This is a genomic window from Pseudonocardia nigra, from assembly GCF_019396355.1.
In the GTDB taxonomy this organism is placed as follows: domain Bacteria; phylum Actinomycetota; class Actinomycetes; order Mycobacteriales; family Pseudonocardiaceae; genus Pseudonocardia; species Pseudonocardia nigra.
The window spans coordinates 1-19,718 of record NZ_JAHKRK010000146.1; the positions used below are offsets into that span (position 1 = coordinate 1).

16 protein-coding genes are annotated in these 19,718 nt (G+C 74.5%); 11 read left to right on the top strand and 5 right to left on the bottom strand.

Annotated elements, in window-relative coordinates:
- Positions 1-120 precede the first annotated feature (120 nt).
- Positions 121-1,185, bottom strand: a complete 1,065-nt coding sequence (locus KME75_RS27850; RefSeq protein WP_219417858.1) for a DctP family TRAP transporter solute-binding subunit — start codon at positions 1,183-1,185, stop codon at positions 121-123.
- A gap of 164 nt (positions 1,186-1,349) precedes the next feature.
- Between KME75_RS27850 and KME75_RS27855 the strand changes: the two genes are divergently transcribed.
- From KME75_RS27855 to KME75_RS27865, 3 genes are all read left to right on the top strand, one after another.
- Positions 1,350-2,963: an ATP-binding protein gene (locus tag KME75_RS27855; protein ID WP_308283147.1), complete on the top strand. Its 1,614-nt coding sequence runs from the start codon at positions 1,350-1,352 to the stop codon at positions 2,961-2,963.
- A complete protein-coding gene (locus KME75_RS27860; RefSeq protein WP_219417859.1) occupies positions 2,960-3,649 on the top strand; it encodes a response regulator in 690 nt (229 codons plus the stop codon). The genes KME75_RS27855 and KME75_RS27860 overlap by 4 nt, the downstream gene beginning before the upstream one ends.
- Before the next feature lie 109 nt (positions 3,650-3,758).
- A complete protein-coding gene (locus tag KME75_RS27865) occupies positions 3,759-7,055 on the top strand; it encodes a hypothetical protein (protein ID WP_219417860.1) in 3,297 nt (1,098 codons plus the stop codon).
- 79 nt (positions 7,056-7,134) lie between these two features.
- On the opposite strand, the gene KME75_RS27870 is transcribed toward KME75_RS27865, so the two are convergent.
- Entirely contained in the window at positions 7,135-7,758 is a 624-nt protein-coding gene (locus KME75_RS27870; protein ID WP_219417870.1) for a class F sortase, read from the bottom strand.
- Positions 7,759-7,765: 7 nt separating this feature from the next.
- On the bottom strand, positions 7,766-8,260 hold the full coding sequence (locus tag KME75_RS45200; RefSeq protein WP_308283148.1) for an excalibur calcium-binding domain-containing protein: 495 nt from the start codon (positions 8,258-8,260) through the stop codon (positions 7,766-7,768).
- A gap of 238 nt (positions 8,261-8,498) precedes the next feature.
- On the opposite strand from KME75_RS45200, the gene KME75_RS27880 reads away from it, so the two are divergent.
- A complete protein-coding gene (locus tag KME75_RS27880) occupies positions 8,499-10,253 on the top strand; it encodes an ATP-binding protein (RefSeq protein ID WP_219417861.1) in 1,755 nt (584 codons plus the stop codon).
- A 112-nt stretch (positions 10,254-10,365) separates the two neighbouring features.
- Here the strand turns inward: KME75_RS27880 and KME75_RS27885 are convergent, their stop codons facing one another.
- A complete protein-coding gene (locus KME75_RS27885; RefSeq protein ID WP_219417862.1) occupies positions 10,366-11,304 on the bottom strand; it encodes a DMT family transporter in 939 nt (312 codons plus the stop codon).
- Between the two features lie 37 nt (positions 11,305-11,341).
- On the opposite strand from KME75_RS27885, the gene KME75_RS27890 reads away from it, so the two are divergent.
- Complete coding sequence (locus tag KME75_RS27890; RefSeq protein ID WP_219417863.1) at positions 11,342-12,766, top strand: aminotransferase-like domain-containing protein; 1,425 nt, start codon at positions 11,342-11,344, stop codon at positions 12,764-12,766.
- A gap of 89 nt (positions 12,767-12,855) precedes the next feature.
- On the opposite strand, the gene KME75_RS27895 is transcribed toward KME75_RS27890, so the two are convergent.
- Positions 12,856-13,569, bottom strand: a complete 714-nt coding sequence (locus tag KME75_RS27895; protein ID WP_308283149.1) for a TetR/AcrR family transcriptional regulator — start codon at positions 13,567-13,569, stop codon at positions 12,856-12,858.
- A gap of 94 nt (positions 13,570-13,663) precedes the next feature.
- Here KME75_RS27895 and KME75_RS27900 point away from each other — a divergent pair, with 94 nt between their 5' ends.
- The 6 genes from KME75_RS27900 to KME75_RS27925 form a co-directional block, all read left to right on the top strand.
- On the top strand, positions 13,664-14,287 hold the full coding sequence (locus KME75_RS27900; RefSeq protein ID WP_246632990.1) for a DUF998 domain-containing protein: 624 nt from the start codon (positions 13,664-13,666) through the stop codon (positions 14,285-14,287).
- A 290-nt stretch (positions 14,288-14,577) separates the two neighbouring features.
- Complete coding sequence (locus KME75_RS27905) at positions 14,578-14,778, top strand: hypothetical protein (RefSeq protein ID WP_219417864.1); 201 nt, start codon at positions 14,578-14,580, stop codon at positions 14,776-14,778.
- A 63-nt stretch (positions 14,779-14,841) separates the two neighbouring features.
- Positions 14,842-15,396: a multicopper oxidase domain-containing protein gene (locus KME75_RS27910; RefSeq protein WP_219417865.1), complete on the top strand. Its 555-nt coding sequence runs from the start codon at positions 14,842-14,844 to the stop codon at positions 15,394-15,396.
- Entirely contained in the window at positions 15,393-16,280 is an 888-nt protein-coding gene (locus KME75_RS46145; protein ID WP_219417866.1) for a multicopper oxidase domain-containing protein, read from the top strand. The genes KME75_RS27910 and KME75_RS46145 overlap by 4 nt, the downstream gene beginning before the upstream one ends.
- Positions 16,281-16,382: 102 nt before the next feature.
- Complete coding sequence (locus KME75_RS27920) at positions 16,383-17,552, top strand: exonuclease SbcCD subunit D (protein ID WP_219417867.1); 1,170 nt, start codon at positions 16,383-16,385, stop codon at positions 17,550-17,552.
- Positions 17,552-19,718, top strand: a 2,167-nt coding sequence (locus tag KME75_RS27925; RefSeq protein ID WP_219417868.1) for an AAA family ATPase, incomplete at its 3' end; no start/stop codon positions are given. The genes KME75_RS27920 and KME75_RS27925, both read left to right, overlap by 1 nt.

The following is a 19,718-nucleotide window of genomic DNA, read 5'->3' on the forward strand; positions in this document are numbered from 1 at the left end:
GGCCACCGCGCGGTCGCCACCCGCTACGACAAGCGCGACTACATGTTCCGCGGAACCATCGACGTCGCCTCGATCAGGATCTGGCTCCGCGACCCCGTCCCATGATCCAAGGGACACGCTCTAGGCGCCCTGTTCGGCGAGCAGGGCGTCGATGAGCTCCGGCCCGATCACGTCGGCGTACTGCTGCCAGACCGAGGGCACGACGGCGTCCCGGAACGCCTGGCGCTCCTCGTCGGTGAGATCCAGGATCGTGGTGGTTCCCGCCTGCTCGATGGTGGTTCGGGCCTCCTCGTTCAGCTGCGCCGCGACCTCGCGGTTGTAGGTGCTGGCCTCGTCGGCCGACGCCTGGACGATCTCCTGCAGGTCGGCGGGCATGCTCTCGAAGAACTCATTGTTGATCACCAGGACGTACCCGATGTAGCCGTGGTTCGACGCCGTGATGTGGCTCTGCACCGTGTGCATGTTCTGCGACTCGATGTTCGAGTACGGGTTCTCCTGGCCGTCGACCACGCCCTGCTGGAGGGCGTTGTAGACCTCGGCGAACGCGAGTGGGGTCGAGCTGGCGCCCCAGCGCTCGAACTGGCTGCGCAGCACGTCCGACGGCTGGATGCGGAAGCTCAGGCCGGCGAGGTCGGCCGGGGTGCGCATCTCCGTGTTCGACGAGAGCTGCTTGAGGCCGTTGTCCCAGAGACCGAGGACCTTGATGTTGTTGGCGGCGAGCGCCTCGTTCTCGTAGATCGCCCGGCCGGCCGCCGAGTCGGGCGAGACGACGTCGGGGATGTCCTCGACGGTGTCGAACAGGAACGGCAGGTCGAGCACCTGGAGGGCGGGCGCGACGGTCGTGAACTTCGCGCTGGCGGGAGCGAGCATCTGTACGCTGTTCGACTGCAGGGCCTGCAGCTCGTCCTTGTCGCCGTAGAGCTCGGAGTTCGGGTAGATCTCGACGGTGATCCGGCCGCCGGAGCGCTCCTCGACGACCTCCTTGAACTTCTCCGCGGCCTGGCCCTTCGGCGTCGCCGGGGTCACCACGTGCGAGAGCTTGATCGTGAAGGTCTCGCCGCCCGCCGCGCCGTCGCCGCCACCGCCGCCTGCGCCTGCGCCGCGGGCGCCGCACGCGCTCAGGGCGATCGTCCCCGCGAGCAGCAGCACCGCGAGAGCCGAACGACGTCCTTGTCGTCCCATCATGTTCGTCCTTTCCTGCCTCGGAGCGACCGATGTCGGGCCCGTATTCATCCACCGATGCATCGAATCGATGCGGATACTGGTGGAGGACGCCCGGCTTGGGAAGGCTTCTGTAACTAAAGGTCGCTCGCCTTCCGCCCGGACGGACCTGCCCGCAGACTGTGCCGGTGCGGATCGGGTTGCGACGACTCGGCCTGGCGCGCCAGCTCCTCGCGCTGCAGGTCGTGATCGTCGTCGGAGTGGTGGCCGTCGGAGGCGCGCTGACCTACCTCGACCAACGCCGGACGGCCACGGAGCAGGCCCGCGACAAGGTCATCTCCCTCGCCGAGACGGTGGCGCACGTTCCCGTCGTGATCGAGGCGGTGGTGACCGGCGACCCCGAGCGCAGGCTGCAGCCGCTCGCGGAGTCGGTGCGCGTCGCCTCGGCCGTCGACTTCGTCGTGATCATGACTCCGGGCCGCATCCGCTACACGCACCCGAACCCGGCAGTGATCGGGAAGGAGTTCATCGGCACCACCGAGCCCGCCCTCCGCGGCGAGTCGTTCACCGAGACCTACACCGGCACGCTCGGCCCGTCGGTGCGTGCGGTGGTCCCCGTGGTGGACGCCGGCGGTCACGTGATCGGTCTGGTCTCGGTCGGCATCGTCACCAGCAGCATCGGTGAGCGGGTGGCGGGCAAGGTGCCCACGCTGCTCGCGGTGTGCCTGCTCGCCGTCGGGGCGGCAGGTCTCGCCTCGCTGCTCGTGAGCCGGTGGGTGCGCCGATCGACCCTCGGCCTCGGACCGCAGCAGATCACGCGCATGTACGAGCACCACGACGCCGTCCTGCACGCCGTGCGCGAGGGGCTCGTCGTCGTCGACGCCGACCGGCGGCTCGTGCTCGCCAACGACGAGGCCGTCCGGTTGCTGCGCCTGGACGAGGACCACGAGGGACGCCCGGTCGCCGCGCTGCCCCTGCCCGACGGGGTGCGCGACCTGCTGGCCTCCGGGATGTCCGCGCAGGACGAGCTCGTGATCGCGGGGGACCACGTCGTCGTCGTGAGCCAGTCGCCGACCCGGCGCGACGGCCAGTACCTGGGCACCGTGACGACGCTGCGCGACCACACCGAGCTGCTCGGCCTCACCCAGGAGCTGGACAGCGTGCGCGGCTTCGCCGAGGCGCTGCGCGCCCAGGCCCACGAGGCGGCGAACCGCCTGCACACCGTCGTCATGATGGTGGAGCTGGGCAGGCCGCAGGAGGCCGTGCAGTTCGCGGTCGCCGAGCTCCGGACATCGCAGGAACTGGCGGACCGGCTGCTCGACGCGGTGGAGGAGCCCGCGCTGGCCGCCCTGCTGCTGGGGAAGGTGGCGCAGGCGCACGAGCGCGGCGTCGAGCTGGTCGTCAGCCCGCAGACGCGGCTGCGCGAGACCGACGTGCTGCCCGGTGACCTCGTGAGCGTGGTGGGCAACCTGCTGGACAACGCCGTGGACGCCGCGCTGGCGGCGCCGGCCCCGCACACCGTGCACGTGTCCGTCGTGGACGACGACGCCGGCCTCGTGGTGCGGGTCGAGGACTCCGGCCCCGGCCTGGGCGGCGTGTCCCCCGGCGAGGTGTTCCGCCGGGGCTGGACCACCAAGCGGGGCGGGACCCACCCGCGAGGGCTGGGGTTGGCGCTGGTCGAGCAGGTCGTGCGGTCCTACCGCGGCACGATCGAGGTGGACGGCGGCGGCGGCGGGCCCGGCCGGGGCGCGGTGTTCACCGTCGCGCTGCCGCGGCAGACCGCCGGGGCGGCCCGGTCATGAGTACCCCCATCACCGTGCTCGTCGTCGACGACGACCCCGCGATCGCGGCGGGGCACGCGCAGTACGTCACGCGCGTGCCGGGTTTCGCGGTCGCGGGCGTCGCCCACTCCGGCGGCGTGGCACTGGCGATGCTGGAGCGGGCGCCCGCCGACCTGGTGCTGCTCGACTTCTACATGCCGGACATGAGCGGGCTCGACGTCTGCCGGGCCATCCGCTCGAGCCGTCACCTCGTCGACGTCATGGCCGTGACATCGGCGCGCGATCTCGCCGTCGTCCGGACGCTCGTGGCCCAGGGGGTCGTGCAGTACCTGCTGAAACCGTTCACGGCGGCGGCGTTCCGCGAGCGGCTGGAGCGCTACGCCGAGTACCGGCGCCAGGTGGCGCGCAGCGGCACGGCCGCCGACCAGGGCGAGGTCGACCGTGCGCTGGCGACGTTGCGCGGTGCCGGGGATGCCGCGGCGCCGCCCAAGGGGATGAGCGCCGAGACGCTCGGCGCCGTCGTGGCGATGCTCGACCGCGCACGGGATGCGCGCTCTGCCCACGACGTCGGCGACGAGCTCGGGGTCTCGCGCGTGACGGCGCGCCGCTACCTGGAGTACCTCACCCAGGAAGGACTGGTGCGGCGGGCCCCGCGGTACGGCGGAGCCGGGCGACCGGAGCACCTGTACCGCCTCCGCACCGGATGAGCACTTCGGAGCCGAGGTGCTGCGGGCGAGGGGCCGAAACAGCATGACGGCTCCGAAACGCGGCGCGACCCATCGCGCGCGTCCGCCGGACACGGCACGATCCGGGCTCATGACGTCCGCCGACCGGCTGCTCGACGAGATCACCCCGCTGGACCCCGGTGACCGGGTCCGACGGGCGGTCGCGGTCGCGCGCGCCGCGGATCCGGCGGCGCGGGCCGCCCTGCTCACCGACCTCGGCGGGCGCGACCCGTACGCCCGCGGACTGGCCGTCACGATGGCCGTCGCGACCGGTGACGTTGCGCACCTCGACGCGGCGGCGCGGGACCCGTACCCGCAGGTCCGGGCGCGCGCACTCGCCGCGAGTGCGCTGCCGGAGGCGGCCGTTCGCGCGGTGCTCGCCGAGGGTGCACTCGTCGATCGGCGCCGCGCCTACACCTGGCTGCGCACCGGTGGGCACCGCGAGCTGGCCGACGCCCTGCTCCCCGGGGTGCGGGACCGGTGGGGCGACGGGGAGGCGGCGCGGCTGCTGCCGGCCTGCTCCCCGTCGGTCGTCGAGCGGCTGCTGCCCGAGGTCGGGTACGCGGTCAGGAGCTGGCACGCGATGACGCGGCGGCACCCCGGACCGGTCGCCGCGTACGCCGACGCCGAGTTGGCGGCGCTGCCGGTGGAGGCCCGCGCCGCGTGGTGGACGGCATCGGCCGGGCTGGTGCGGGCCCTCGCCGAGCACGATCCGGCCGGACTGCTCGGTCTGTGCGAGCGCAGGCTGATCGGGCCGTTGCCCACCGCGCTGCTGCCGTACCTGGCCCGGCTGCTCGGGGTGGACGCCGCACGGGTGGTGCGGCTCGTGCTGGCCGAGCCGGAGCGCGTCACCCAGCTCGCCCGCCGTCACGTGGGACGTGCCGCCCGCACCCGGCTCACCGCGTTGCCCAACGCCGAGATCGGTGCCCTGCTGCGGGCGTCCGGGCCGGCGCAGCGGCTGCTCGTCGAGCTCCTGCGCGGGCTGCCGCCCGCCCGCCGGGCCGCCGTGTTCGACCTCGCCCACGCGCACCGCGACCTCACCGCCGCGCTGTTGCCCGACGAGGTCCTCGCCCTCCTGCCGCACGACCGCAGGCACGCCGAGGCGCGGCGGATGCTCGCCGTGCCCGCGGTCGCGGACCGTCCCACGGCGACCTTGCGCGTCACCCGGTTCCTGCCGTTCCCGCAGGCCCGGCCGGTGCTCGAGGCCGCCACCCGCAGCGCCGACGCCGACGAGCGCGCCCTGGGCCACGAGCTGCTGGTGCGGTGCGCCGCCGCGACCGGGGACCCAGGGGCCGTCACCGCGGTGCTCGACGGGCTCGACCGGATCCCGAACGAGCGCGACCCCGTGCGTGCCCGACTGCTGGCCGCCGTCGCGCGGGTGCGTCCGGCGCTGTTCGAGGACGCCGTCGTGCCCGCACTGGAGCGCATCGTCACCGGTGCCGTCGACGCCAGGGACACCTCGGCGACCGCACGCGACGCACTGCACCGGCTCGTCCTGGGCATCGTGGCGCACCCGTGGCCCGCCCGGTCCGTGCTGCTGGAGTGGGCCCTCGCGACGGTGGAGCGCCTCGGGGCGTGGCAGGCCGCGGCCCTGGTCGGTCCGGCCCTCCGGCAGCTGCCCCGGGAACAGGAGCATGCGGTGTTCGCGCGGATGAGGGCACCGCTGACGGCGGCCGTCCGCACCGGCCGGGCGGGGCCGGTGCTGGCGCTCGTCCGTGCGCTCGGCAGCCGGGCCTGGAAGATGCCGGAGCTGCAGGAGCTCGTGCGGCTCGCGGTCCGCACCGGCACGCACGACGTGGTGCGGTCGGCGGCCGAGGTGTGGCTTGCGCCCCGGCGGGGCCGGTCGGCGCGCGTGGCCGACCTGCTGCAGCTGGACGAGTCGCTGGTGGTGCTCCCGCCGGTGCTCGCCGCCGTGGTGCGGCGGCACACGGGTCCGTTGGACGCGCTGGTGCTGTCCGGCAGGCGGTTGCAGGGCCGGTTCGGCACGTCCGGGCGGCGCTGGATCCCCCTCCTGCCGCCCGCGACGGCGCTGGGATGGTCCTCGGTCCACTCGCGGGGCTACGCCTCACTGCTGCGCTCCGCGATCGCGGACCCCGCACTGGACCGGGCGACGCGGGCGCGGCTCGTCGCCACCCTCGCCGCGCTGCCCGGCGACCCGGCCGCGGTGCGGGGCCTGCTCGACGACCCCGACGTCCTCCTCGCCGAGGCAGCGCTGACGGGGCTCGGCAGGGGCGACCGCCCCGAGGACGCATTCCAGGCGCTGCTCGCCCGCTGCGGGACCGACCGTGCCAGGGTCGCCCTCTCCGCCGCGGCCCGCTGCGCCCGCGCGATCCCGCCGGCGCGGCTGGCGACGCTGCTGGCGGACGCGCCGACGGCGAAGGTCACGGCCCGGAAGGAGCTCGCCCGCTGGCAGGCCGCGTTCCGTCCCGAAGGCGCACTGGAGACGCTGCTGGACATCTGGCAGCGGGCCGAGGAGCAGCGCGACGTGCGGATCGCTGCGCTCGCCGCGCTGCGGGCCTGGTACGACGACGACCGGGTGTGGGCGGCGCTGGAGGAGGCGGGCTGCGAGGACCGCTTCTTCGCGGGCGCCGTGCTGGAGCCCGCGCCCCGCGAGCTCCCGCCGGCCCACCGCCGCCGGTACGCCGGGCTCGTGCGGCGGCTCACCGGTCACCCGGACCCCGACGTCGCGCGGGGGGCGCTGCGGGCACTGGCCGCCTGGCTGCCGTGGGCGCCGGGAGCCGCGGCGGACCTGAGCAGGGCGATCACCGATCTCACCGGAACCGCGACGTGGCGGGCGGCTGCCGACGCGACGCTCATCCCGGCGGTCTGGACGTCGGCGCCCGACCTGCTCCCCACCATCGTCCGCGGGCTGATGTCCGTACCGGACGGTCCCGACGCCGACCCGCTGCGGGACCGGCCCGGCCGGCAGCGGCTCGCGCACCTCGTGGACGAGCTGTGCCGGAACGCGGCTGTCGCCCGTCGCCATCCCGGACCGGTCCGCGCCGTGGCCGAGCGGCTCGCGGCCGATCCGACCGAGCTCGCCGCGGCCGCCCGGCTGCGCGCGCTGCTGTTGTGGCCGGGGCCGGGGTTCGCCGAGGACCTCGCGGCGCTGGGATCCCTGGTCGGCGACCGCTCGGTCGCCGCGCTCGCGGCCGCTGGTGAGCTCGACGTGCGGGACTGGGACCCGGCCGGCGTCGGCGCCGGAGTGGATGCCCTCGAGGAGATCGCGGGCGCCGGCGCCGGGCTGCTCGCCGTCGCCCTGGTCGCGACGGCGGGCGCCCGGGCGGGATGGCCCCAGGAGTGGCGTTCGCGGCTGCGGGAGCTGCGCCGCCACCCCGACCCGGACGTGCGCGCCGCCGCCCTCCGGGCTGTCGCGGCGCCCGAGTGACGCGCCACCGCGCGAACGGCACTTCCGCTCAACAGGTTCGTGCGAAAGTGCCGTTCGTGCGGTCAGTACAGCTCCGTGCTCAGGCCGTACCGACGAACCCGGCGTAGACCACGACGTTGTCGCGGTAGCTGCGCGCCTCGTCGTCGAACTCCCCGCCGCAGGTGATCAGCCGCAGCTGCGGGGTGTCGACGTCGCCGTACACCTCCGACGTCGGGAACTCGTCCTTCGGGTACTGCTCGACGCGCAGCACCTCGAACCGCGCGGTGCTGCCGTCGGCCCGCTCGACGGTCAGCTCGTCGCCCGGCTCCATCTCGCGGAGGTCGTAGAAGACGCCCTCCTCGCCGTTCCAGTCGACGTGCGCGGCGATCACGGACGGGCCGAGCTCGCCCGGGGTCGGCGAGCCGGTGTACCAGCCCGCCGTGGCCCCGTCGGGCGGAACCTCGAGCGACCGGTCCGGGTTCAGCCCCAGGTCCATCATGGTGGTGGAGTCGACGTCGATGCTCGGGATGAGCAGCCGCGTCGGGCGCGCCTCGGACAGCGCACCGACCGACGCCGCAGGGGCGACGACCGCAGGGCCGTCCGCCGCCGGTGCCGTGGGCGCCGACGTCGCCGGGCCGCCGCAGCCCGAGAGCAGCGCGACCGCGAGCGCCACCCCCGCCAGGCCACGGGCCCGGCGGGAGTGGGTACGCAGGTGGATCGCCATCACCGGGTCAGCGACGGCCGGTGGCGGCCCGCCGGGTCGCGAACGCGGCCACGCCGAGCGCGGCGAACCCGCCGAGCGCCAGGACGGCCGGGTCGACGCCGGCGCCGGTGCCGTCACCGGTCTCGACGCCGCCCTGCGGGACCTCGGTGATCTGGTCGTCCTCGTCGGCGTCCTCATCGGTGCCGGCGGTGTCCTCGGCCGGGGCCGGGGCGGGGGAGGTGGTCTCCTCGGCCGGGGTCGGCGCCGGGGAGGTGGTCTCCTCGGCCGGGGCCGGCGTCGGGGAGGCGGTGGGCTCGCCGAACTCGCTCTCGCAGGCAATGCCGTCGTTGTCGGCGTCGAGGCGCTCGGGGTCGCCGGGCGCTGCGTCGAGCGCGGCCTGGGCCTCGGCCTGGCTGGCGAAGTCGGGGCAGTCACGGTCGGGCTGCGCGGAAGCCACGCCGGCGAGGGGGAGCATGGCGGCCGCGGCGACGACGAACGACGCCGCGAGGGAGCGGATCTTCACAATTCACCTTTCGTGACGAACTAGTTGCAGAGCGTGACATGTCCACCGCGCGTCGGGTCCCTGCTCGGGGTGCGGGGTCACGTACGGGGAGCGTGTCCATCGGGCCTGTCGGTGCGACGTACCGGTCCCGTTACGCAGCGTCAGGTGATCGCAAGATTGGCGAAGGGTGGGCCGGGCTCCGGTCCGCCCTGTCGGCGGCCCCGGCTATCGTCGGGCCCTCGCCGCCCCGAGGAGGAACGTGTCGGAGCAGCCCGCCCCCGTCGGCCTCGTCGTCGGCACCGAGGACTCCACCCCGCTGCAGTTCAGCGTGGCCCTCGCCCCGGAGTCGTACCTGCAGCTCGACGACGTGGTCGTCACCGTCCGTCCGGTGCCCGGCATCGGGCCGGTCATGACGTCGGGCGTGGTCACGCAGGTGCGCGCACGGCACGAGGGCGCCAACTTCGGCTCGGACGTCTTCCTCATCGCCGACGGCGTGCTGCCCGCGCAGGTGCAGGAGATCGCCGAGGTGACGACCACGCGGGTGGAGCCGGAGTGCTACGTCCCGCCGACGCCCGGTGCGCCCGCCCACCGCGCCACCGGGGAGGAGCGGGCGCAGGCGCTCTACTTCGACCGGATGGACCGCAAGGTCCCGGTCGGGCTCGGCCGCGACGGCGACCCGATCTTCGTCAACCTGGAGTTCCTCGACGGCACCCGGGGTGGGCACGTCTCGATCAGCGGCATCTCCGGTGTCGCGACGAAGACCAGCTTCGCGCTGTTCCTGCTGTACTCGATCTTCCGGAGCGGCGTGCTGGGGCGCCGGTCGGTGAACGCGAAGGCGCTGGTGTTCAGCGTCAAGGGCGAGGACCTGCTGTTCCTCGACAACACCAACACCCGGCTCGACGAGGACCTGCGGGCCGCGTACGCCACCGTCGGCCTGCCCGCCGGGCCGTTCACCTCGGCGGGCTTCTTCGCCCCGCCGACGCCCGACGACCTCACCGGACGCCCGCACGTCACCGGCCGCACCAGCGGCGTCAGCGCGTTCTGGTGGACGCTCGCCGAGTTCTGCGCCGAGGAGCTGCTGCCCTACGTCTTCGCCGACGCGGAGGACGAGCGCAACCAGTACACGATGGTGATCCACCAGGTCGCGGCGCGGCTGCGCCGGGAGGCCACCCCGGTCGGGGACGGCGCCGTCGCGCTGGGCGGGCAGGTGTTGCGCACCTACGACGACCTCGTCGAGTTCGTCTCCGATCAGCTCGCCGACGAGGACCTGCGGCGGGACTGGGCGGGCCTGGTCACCGGCACCGGCACGATCAACGCGTTCCTGCGACGGCTGCGGTCGAGCCTCAAGCCGCTGCGCTCGATCGTCCGCGGCGACCTCACCGACACCCCGGGCCGCCGGGTGACCACCGAGGGCCGGCAGGTCACGGTCGTCGACCTGCACAACCTTCCCGAACGGGCCCAGCGGTTCGTGGTCGGCGTCGTCCTGGCCGCCGAGACGGCCCGCAAGGAGGCGGCAGGTCCCGGCGGGCTGCTGTTCACGATGATCGACGAGTTGAACAAGTACGCGCCGCGGGAGGGCTCCAGCCCGATCAAGGAGGTGCTGCTCGACATCGCCGAGCGCGGCCGGTCGCTCGGGATCATCCTGATCGGCGCGCAGCAGACCGCCAGCGAGGTCGAGCGGCGGATCGTGTCCAACTCCTCGATCAAAGTGGTGGGCCGGCTCGATCCCGCCGAGGCCGGCCGCCCGGAGTACGGCTTCCTGCCCCCGTCGCAGCGGGCGCGGGCGACGATCGCCAAGCCGGGCACGATGTTCGTCTCGCAGCCGGAGATCCCGGTTCCGCTGGCCGTCGAGTTCCCGTTCCCGGCGTGGGCGACGCGGCTGTCGGAGTCGGCGGGGGACGCGCCCGCGGCGACCGGCACGAACGGTGCGAGCGCCACGAACGGCAGTGCGCCGCGCGATCCGTTCGCCCGGCTGCCCGCCGTGGTCGACGACGAGGACGACGCTCCCTTCTGACGGGTTCGCCGCCGCCCGATCCGGTCGCGGGCGACCCGACCCGGCCGGAAGTCCGGCGATCAAGGCGGAAACGTCGCTGCTGGATCGATCCGGGGCGACGTCGGCGCCTTGATCAGCGCGTTCCCCACGTGCGCAGCCGAACCAGCCGCGGTGCAGCGCTGACCCCGGTGTGCCCCAGCCGGGCCCGTACGGCGATTCCGGCGCAGGCGATCACGGCGACACCGCCGAGGACGGTGGGCCAGGTGAGCTGCTCGTGCAGGAACAGTGCGGCCCAGCAGATGCTCATCACGGGCTGGACGAGCTGGACCTGGCTGACCTGCGCCATCGGACCGATCGCGAGGCCGCGGTACCAGGCGAAGAACCCGAGGAACATGCTCACCATGGCGAGGTAGGCGAACGCGGCCCACTCGGTCGGGGTGCCGGTCGGGGGCTGCTGGGCCATCGAGATGCCGGTGAGGACGATCATCAACGGCGCGGAGAGCACGAGCGCCCAGGACACGGTCTGCCAGGCGCCGAGCTCACGGGCGAGGAGCCCGCCCTCCGCATAGCCGATCGCGGCAGCCACGACGGCGCCGAACAGCAGCAGGTCGGACCAGTGGGCCCCGCTCAGCCCGCCGCCCTGCAACGTGGCGAATGCGACCGCGGCGATCGCGCCCACAGCCGCCATGATCCAGAACGACATCGGGGGACGTTCGTGCCCGCGGAGCACGGCCATCACCGCGGTTGCGGCGGGCAGGAGTGCGATCACGACGGCGCCGTGGCTGGCCGGTGCGGTGGTGAGCGCGAACGAGGTCAGCACGGGGAAGCCGATGACCACGCCGGCGGCGACGACGGCCAGGCGGGCCCACTGGTCACCGCGGGGCAGGCGCTGTTTCGTGATCTCCAGCGCGGCGGCGGCGAGCAGCGCGGCGATGACCGCACGGGCGGAACCGATGAACAGCGGTGACATCCCGCCGGCGTCGACGGCGACCCGGGTGAACGGGACGGTGAACGAGAACGCTGCGACCCCGAGCAGACCCCACCGGAGACCGGCGCGCGACGGGGATAGCACCGGAGCCTTCGGGAGAGTAGCGCTACTATCCTGCTTCATGTCCAACGATAGCGGCTCGCGGATCGTCGCGGGACTCCGCGAGTGGATCGCGGCGGCTGCGCCGGGTGCGCAGCTGCCGTCCACGCGGGCACTGGTCGCGCAGTACGGGGCGAGCCCGGTCACCGTGCAGAAGGCGCTGCGGACTTTGACGTCGCAGGGGATGGTGGAGAGTCGTCCCGGCGTAGGGACCTTCGTTCGTGCGGTCCGCGCGGCCCGCCCGAACGACTACGGATGGCAGACCGGGGCACTCGGGTCGCCACCGAACCGCATTCCGCAACTGTCCACCGCGATGCGGACCACCCCGAACGACGTGATCGCGTTGCACTCGGGCTACCCGGACCGGGAGCTGCTGCCCGAGCGTCTGGTCCGGGCCGCTTTCACCCGATCGGCCCGCAGCGATGCCGCCGTGAACCGTCCGCCGACTGCGGGGCTCCCAGAGCTGCAGGCGTGGTTCGCGACCGAACTGGGCACGGCGACCCCGGTCGGGATCGCCCCCCCGACACCGAGCGACGTCGTGATCTTCCCCGGCAACCAGAGCGGGCTGAGCACCGCCTTCCGCGCCCTCGTCGGCGCGGGCCGGCCCCTGCTGATGGAGTCGCCGAGCTACTGGGGTGCGATCCTCGCCGCCGCGCAGTCAGGCGTGCAGGTCGTGCCCGTCCCCAGCGGCACGCACGGACCCGACCCGGACGAGCTGGCACGCGCATTCGCGCAGACCGGGGCGCGGGCGTTCTACGCTCAACCGAACTTCGCCAACCCCACCGGCGCGTGCTGGCCTCCGACCCTGGCCGATCACGTGCTCGACATCGTGCGCCGGCACGGCGCGTTCCTCATCGAGGACGACTGGGCACACGACTTCGGCATCACCGCGGACCCGGCCCCGATCGCCGCGCGGGACGACAGCGGGCATGTCGTCCACCTGCGATCGCTGACCAAGAGCGTGTCGCCGGCCGTGCGCATCGCCGGGGTCATCGCCCGCGGCCCCGCCCGCGAACGCATCCTCGTCGATGCCCAGGCCGAATCCATGTACGTCAGCGGCGTCCTGCAAGCCGTCGCGCTCGACGTCGTCACCCAACCCGCCTGGCGCACCCACCTGCGCAGCCTCCGCCACCAACTCGCCGCCCGCCGCGACCTCCTTGTCGCCGCACTCCGAGAACACGCCCCCACCGCCCGCCTGGAAGCCGTACCCCAGGGAGGGCTGCACCTCTGGGTGCGGCTGCCGGACACCACCGACCTGGCACGGCTCGTCCGGGACTGCGAGACCGCCGGAGTCGTCATCGCCCCCGGCGACGAATGGTTCCCCGCCGAACCCACCGGCGCCTACCTCCGGCTCAACTACTCCGGCCCGAACCCCGGCGCGTTCCCCGACGGCGTACGCGTCATCGGCCAGGCGCTCGCACAGCAGCAGGCAGAGCAGCGGCCGTGAGGACGTAGCGGCAGCAAAGCCACTTTCCTGCAATGACGTTGCGTGAACGTGGCTTTGCTGCAACGCCGGCGGCCTTCGCGGGCGTCCGATCAGCGAGCCCGGTACGCCGCGAGGAACACGCGTGCCCCGTCGTCGGCGATGCGGTCGCGTTCCTCGGTCGAGGGCGGGGTGGCATCGGCGGCGAACATCGCGCGGTCCAACGACGCGCCGAGCACCAGGAACGCGAAGTGCTCCGCTGCCCGCTGCGGGTCGGGCGCGTTCAGTGCGCCGCGCTCGGCGAGCTCCCGGAACGCGACGGCGAGCGCGTCGATCACGCGGCCCGGTGCGCCGCGGTGGTACTCGCGGGCCAGCGCGGGAAAACGGCGGGCCTCGGCGATGAGCAGTTGCCGCAGCTGCAGGATCTGGGGTCGCGTCACCACCTCGAGGTGGCGGCGGGCCAGGGTGTGCAGCGCGGCGGGGACGTCCTCGGCGTCCCGCAGCGTCGCGACGACCTCGTCCGCGAAGCGCTCGGCAGTGGCCGTGATGCCGAGGACGATCTCGGTGAAGAGCGCTTCCTTGTCGGCGAAGTTGTTGTAGACGGTCCGCTTGGAGACGCCGGCGGCGCGCGCGATGTCCTCGGTGCTCGTGCGCTGGTAGCCGTGCTGGAGGAACAGGGCGGTCGCGGCCTCGACGACGGCGACGCGCGTGCGCAGGGTGCGGGCGTCGGGCCCGCGACCGGGCGGGGCGGCGCGGCGGCCACGATCGGGTGCGGTGGAGGGGATGCGCACGATGAGGGCGTCGGACTCGCGACTTCCGGACTGCACGGTGTCACCGTACTGCCGGCGCAAAGAAAGGCCTGGTCGGCGAGTATGCGGTCTCGGTACTGTCCTGTGCAGTACCGAACGGAGGGGGATGTGCATGACCACGGACAGCACCACCAGTGGCGGCCGGGCCGCCCGGCCGTCCTTCGACCGCGCCGCGGCGGTGACCCGGTCCCTGCTGGGCTACGGCGTTCTGGCAGGCGCCTTCTACCTCGTCGTCGGGATCGTGCAGGGGCTCCTGCGGGACGGCTACGAGTTCACCCGCCACGACCTGAGCCTGCTGGCGAACGGCCCGTACGGCTGGATCCAGGTCACCAACCTCATCGTTACCGGCGTGATGGTCGTCGTCGCCGCCGTCGGCGTCCGCCGGGCGATGCGCCCCGGGCCGGCCGCGACCTGGGCCCCGGCGCTGCTCGCGGCCTACGGGGTGGGACTGATCGGGGCAGGCGTGTTCCCGGCCGACCCGATGTTCGGGTTCCCACCCGGCACGCCCGACGGGCCACCGGCCACCCCGACGGTTGCCGGGTTCCTGCACCTGGTCACCGCGGGGCTCGGGTTCGTGTGCCTCGTCGCGGCGTGCTTCGTGCTCGCGCACCGCTTCGCCCGCCGGGGCCGCGCCGACTGGGCCTGGTACTCGCGCATCACCGCGATCGTCTTCCTGGCGGGGTTCGTCGGCATCGCCGCCGACTCCGGCAACCCCGCGATCGTCCTCGGCTTCTAGTTCGCGGTGATCGCCGCATGGGCCTGGCTCGCCGCCGTGTCGGTGCACCTCTACCGCGCCACCCCGCACCCCGACCGTCCGCTCCCGGCCGGGGCGCCCGACCCGCGGCTCTAGTAGGCCAGGGCCGATCCGCGGGATCGCCGCGTTCGGGCGGAAGTCGACGCCATCGAGGTAACGGCGGGCCTGCCGCAGCCGAGTAGCCGCGTATCCCGTGTCCCGGTCAGCAGGATCGGGCCGCCGGCCTTCCGCTGTGACCGCGGGGAGGAGCCGTCTAGGTACCGGGCGGGATCATGTGGGCCGGGATCGTGCTGCTCACGGTCGTGGCGCAGGTGCTGCTGGGCGTGTTCGCCCGCGGCATGCCCGAGCTCGGGATGGTGCACGGCGTCCTCGCGATCGCGCTGTTCGCGTTCGCGGTCATCGCGGCGAAGCACGCCGAGGCTGCGATCAGGGCGGAGCACCCGACCGCGGCACGCGGCACCGCGGACGTCTAGCTGTCTGGCCGCACCATGGTGCGCGCGAGAACCGCGGCGAGGACACGAACCGTTCTCGCCGCGGTGGCCGCACTCGTCGCGCTCGCACCGCTGGGCTGGATGTGGCAGGCGAGCCTGCTGCCGGGCACGTATTCCGTGATGGACATGGGGTACCGCGACGACGGCGGCGCCGCACGGCCGCACCACGGCCACGGCGGCGAGGGACGCGGCGTCGAGCCGCTCACCGTCGACTCGCTCGCCGAGACGTCCACCGGCCCGCCCGACGTCGCGGTCACCCTGGCGGCGCGGCAGGAGTCGTTCCGGCTCGCGTCCGGTGAGCCGGTCGAGGGCTACACCCTCAACGGGTCCTCACCCGGGCCCACGATCACAGCCGAACAGCACCAGCTGGTGGAGGTGCGGCTGGTCAACGAGTCGGTGCCCGACGGCGTCACGCTGCACTGGCACGGCATCGACGTGCCGAACGCGGCCGACGGTGTCGCCGGTGTCACCCAGGACGCCGTCCCCGTCGGCGGTTCCCACACCTCCCGGTTCCGGGCCGAGCAGGTCGGCACGTTCTGGTACCACTCCCATCAGGTGTCGCACGAGCAGGTCCAGCGCGCCTGTTCGGCGCCGTGGTGATCACTCCGCCGGGTGGCGCCGCGGCCGCGGTGGATGCGCTCGCGCTCGTCCACGTCTACGACGGGGAGCGCACGATCAACGGCCGGATCGGGGAGACGCGGATCGACGCGTCAGCCGGCAGCCGCGTCCGCCTGCGCGTGAGCAACTCCGACAACGGCCCGATGCCGGTGTGGGTGGCGGGCGCGCCGTTCCGCGTGGTCTCGGTCGACGGCACCGATCTGCACGAGCCGGGCGTCGTCGCCGACGTCGCACTGGAGCTCACCGGGGGAGGGCGGGCCGACCTCGAGATCGACATGCCCGGCGACGGCGCCGGCATCCGCGTGGAGATGGGCGGCGCGGCCGCCGTGCTGCTCGGCGGCGCCGACGTTGCGCGCACCCCGCGGCCCGCGTGCGACCTCGACCTGCTGAGCTACGGCGCCCCCGCCCCGCTCGGCTTCGACCCGGCCGCGGCGACCCGCTCGTTCGACTACGTCATCGGGCGGCGGCCCGGCTTCCTCGACGGCGTGCCCGGCCTCTGGTGGACGGTGAACGGGCGTCTGTTCCCCGACGTCCCGATGTTCATGGTGACCGAGGGGGACGTCGTGCGGATGCGGGTGGTGAACGACAGCGGCGAGGTCCACCCGATGCACCTGCACGGCCACCACGCCGTCGTCCTCGCCCGGGACGGCGTCGCGGCCACCGGGAGCCCGTGGTGGTTCGACTCCATCGACGTCGCCGACGGCGAGACCTACGACATCGCGTTCGTCGCCGACAACCCCGGGGTCTGGATGGACCACTGCCACAACCTGCCGCACGCGACCGAGGGGCTCGTGGCACACCTGATGTACGAGGGCGTCACCACCCCCTACCGGCTGGGCGGGGCCGCGGCGAACGAGGCGGAGTGAGCCCTCCATCCGGGAGGCGGCGGGCCGGCAGCGAACCGCGATGGTGGGCGCGCCGAGCGGTTGCCGGGGACTGTCGGACGCGCCGCATACGATGGCCGCCTGATGCGCCTCCTGCACACCTCCGACTGGCATGTCGGCAAGACGCTCAAGGGTCATTCCCGCCTCGACGAGCAGCGCGAGGTGCTCCGCGAGATCGTCGCGATCGCGCGGGAGCACGAGGTCGACGCGGTGCTGATCGCGGGCGACCTCTACGACGCCGCGGCCCCGTCCGCGCAGGCCCAGCAGCTCGTGATCCGCACGCTGATGAGCCTGGCCCGCACCGGGGCCGAGGTGATCGCGATCGGCGGCAACCACGACCACGCCGCCACCCTCGACGCCTACCGGCCGCTGGCGGGCGCCGCCGGGATCACGCTGGTGGGATCGGTGCGCACGGCGGAGCGGGGCGGGGTCGTCGAGTTCACCGCGCGCTCCACGGGGGAGCGGGCCACGGTGGCGGTGCTGCCGTTCCTGTCCCAGCGCTACGCCGTCCGGGCCGCCGAGCTCGTCACGAACACCCCGGCGGGCAACACCGGCGCCTACGACCAGCTGCTGCGCGACATCCTCGCCACCCTCACCGCGGGGTTCCGCGACGACGCGGTCAACCTCGTGATGGCCCACCTCACCGTGCTCAACGGCAAGTTCGGCGGCGGCGAGCGCGCCGCGCAGTCGATCTTCGAGTACGCCGTGCCCGCCACGATCTTCCCGGTCGAGACGCACTACGTCGCGCTCGGGCACCTGCACCGCAGGCAGCGGATGGACGCCCCCTGCCCGGTCCACTACTGCGGCGCGCCGATGGCGATCGACTTCGGCGAGCAGGACAACACCCCGGTCGTCTGCCTGGTCGAGGCCGCGCCCGGCACCCCCGCCACGGTCACCGACATCCCGATCACCGCGGGGCGTCGGCTGCGGACGCTGCGCGGCACCGTCGCGGAACTGTCGGTGCTGCGTGACACCGTCGGCGACGACTTCCTGCGCGTGTGGGTGCGCGAGCCCGCCCGCGCAGGGCTGCGGGAGGAGGTCACGGCGTTGCTGCCCAACGCGCTGGAGGTGCGCATCGACCCGGAGTTCGCCGCGCCCGTCACCACGGCCCGGCCGTCGAGTGCGACGGGGGCCGAGCGCAGCCCCTCGGAGCTGTTCCGGGAGTACCTCGGCAGCCGGGCGGTGGAGGATCCGCGCGTCGAGCAGCTGTTCGCGCGGCTGCACGACAACGTCACGCGGGGCGGTGGCGCCTGATGCGCCCGGTCCTGCTGGAGATCGCGGGCTTCGCGTCCTTCCGGGAGCCCACCACCGTCGACTTCACCGGCGCCGACTACTTCGCCTTCGTCGGGCCCACCGGCGCGGGGAAGTCCACGGTGATCGACGCGATGACGTTCGCCCTCTACGGCTCCGTGCCGCGGTGGGACAACGCCCGCACGGTCGCATTGGCGCTGGCGCCCACGGTCAACCGCGGCACGGTCCGGCTCGTGTTCGACCTCGCCGCGGGCGACGGGCGGTCGGCGCGCTACGTCGTCGCGCGGGAGCTGCGGCGCGCCGCCTCCGGGAGCGTGTCGGTGCGCGGCGCCCGGCTGGAGCGGCTGCGCGACCCGTCCGGTCTCGGCGGCGTCGACGAGGACACCGAGCCGCTCGCCGACGGCGCGGGCCCGGTCACGAAGGCGGTGGAGGAGCTCCTCGGCCTGCCGTTCGCCGACTTCTGCACGTGCGTGGTGCTGCCCCAGGGCGACTTCGCCGAGTTCCTGCACACCGAGCCGCGCAAGCGCCAGGAGAAGCTGGTGCGCATCCTCGGCCTCGGGGTGTACGACGTGATCGCCCGCGAGGCCAACAGCGAGGCCGCCGCCCAGCGGCAGCGGGCCGAGGTGCTCGGCGAGCAGCTCGCGGCGTACGCCGACGCCACCCCCGAGGCGGAGCAGGAGGCGGCCGATCGGGTGACCGAGCTGACGGCGCTCGCCGAGCGGGTGCGCAGCGCTGTGCCGGCGCTCGTGGCGGCCACGGCGGCGCTCACCGCGACCGAGGCACAGGTCGAACGGGTGCGCGGCGAACGCGAGCAGCTGGCGGCCCTGCAGGTCCCCGCCGGCCTCGCCGATCTCGACGCGCGGCAGCGCGCCGCCGCCACCGCGCAGGCGGAGGCCGCGGAGCGCACCGCCACGGCCGAGGCCGCCGACACCGCGGCCCGGGAGCGGCTCGCGGCCGCTCCCGCCAGGGGGCCGCTGGAACAGGCACGCCGCCACCACGCCGAGCTCGCCGGCTGCGTGGCCGAGCTGCCGGGGGCCCGGGAACGTCACGAGAAGGCGGGAGCCGCCTACGTCACGGCTGCTGGCGACGCCGCCGACGCCCGTGCCGCCGTCGACGAGGCCCGCGGCGCACGCGACGCGGCCGCGCAGGCACTCGCCGCCGCGCAGGACGCCGTCCGCCGGCACACCGCCGAGCGTGACGGGCTGCTGGCGCTCACCGTCCCGGCCGGGCTCGACGAGCTCGACCAGCGGCGCGCCGCCGCCGTGGCGGCGCTCGACCGTGCCGACGCGGCTCTCGCCGTCGCCGAGACCGCCGACACCGGGGCCCGGGCCGTGCTGGCGGCCGCCCCGGTCCGCGGCCCGCTGGAGCAGGCCCGCCGCGACCGGCGTGAGCTCGACGCCGCCGAGCGCGAGCACCGCGCTGCCGTCGAGCGCGTCGCTGCGGCCGAGCGCGAGGTCACCGCCGCCGCGGCGCGGGTCGCCGACGCCCGCCACCGCCTCGATCACGCCCGCGAGCAGCGCACGCTCGCGGCGCGGGCCGATCTCGCGGCCACGCTGCGGCCCGCGCTCGCCGCCGGCGACGTCTGTCCGGTGTGCGCGCAGACGGTTGCGACGCTGCCGCCCGCGCTACCCGGCGTCGACCTGGGCGAGCACGAGAGCGCCGTCGCCGAGGCCGAGCGCGCCCACGACGAGGCCGGCAGGCAGGAGGCGGCGTGCAGGGCGGCACAGGCGCGCGCGGCCGCGGAGGTCGAGCGGCTGCAGGCCGCGATCACCCGGTGGCGGTCGGGGCTGGTGGGCGTGCTGCCCGCCGCGGCCGACGTCCCGGAGGCCATCGAGATCGACGAGGCGCTCGCGGAGCTCGATCGGCTCGCCGGCGCCGCGGAGGAGGCCGACGCCTCCCTGCGGGCGGCCCGGCGGGAGCGCGACGCGGCGGCGGGCGCGGTCGAGCGGGTCCGCGCGGATGTCGCCGCGGCCGCGGCCGCGCTGCGCAGCGCCCGCGATCCGCTCGTGCCGTTCGGTGCCCCAGCCGTCGACGGCGACGACGTCCTCGCGGGCTGGGAGGCCCTGCTCGGCTGGGCCCGCGACGAGGCCACGGCCCGCGACCGCGAGCTGCCCGGCAGCCGCGCGGCCGCCGCCACCGCCGAGCGCGACCTCGCCGACGCCGAGAAGG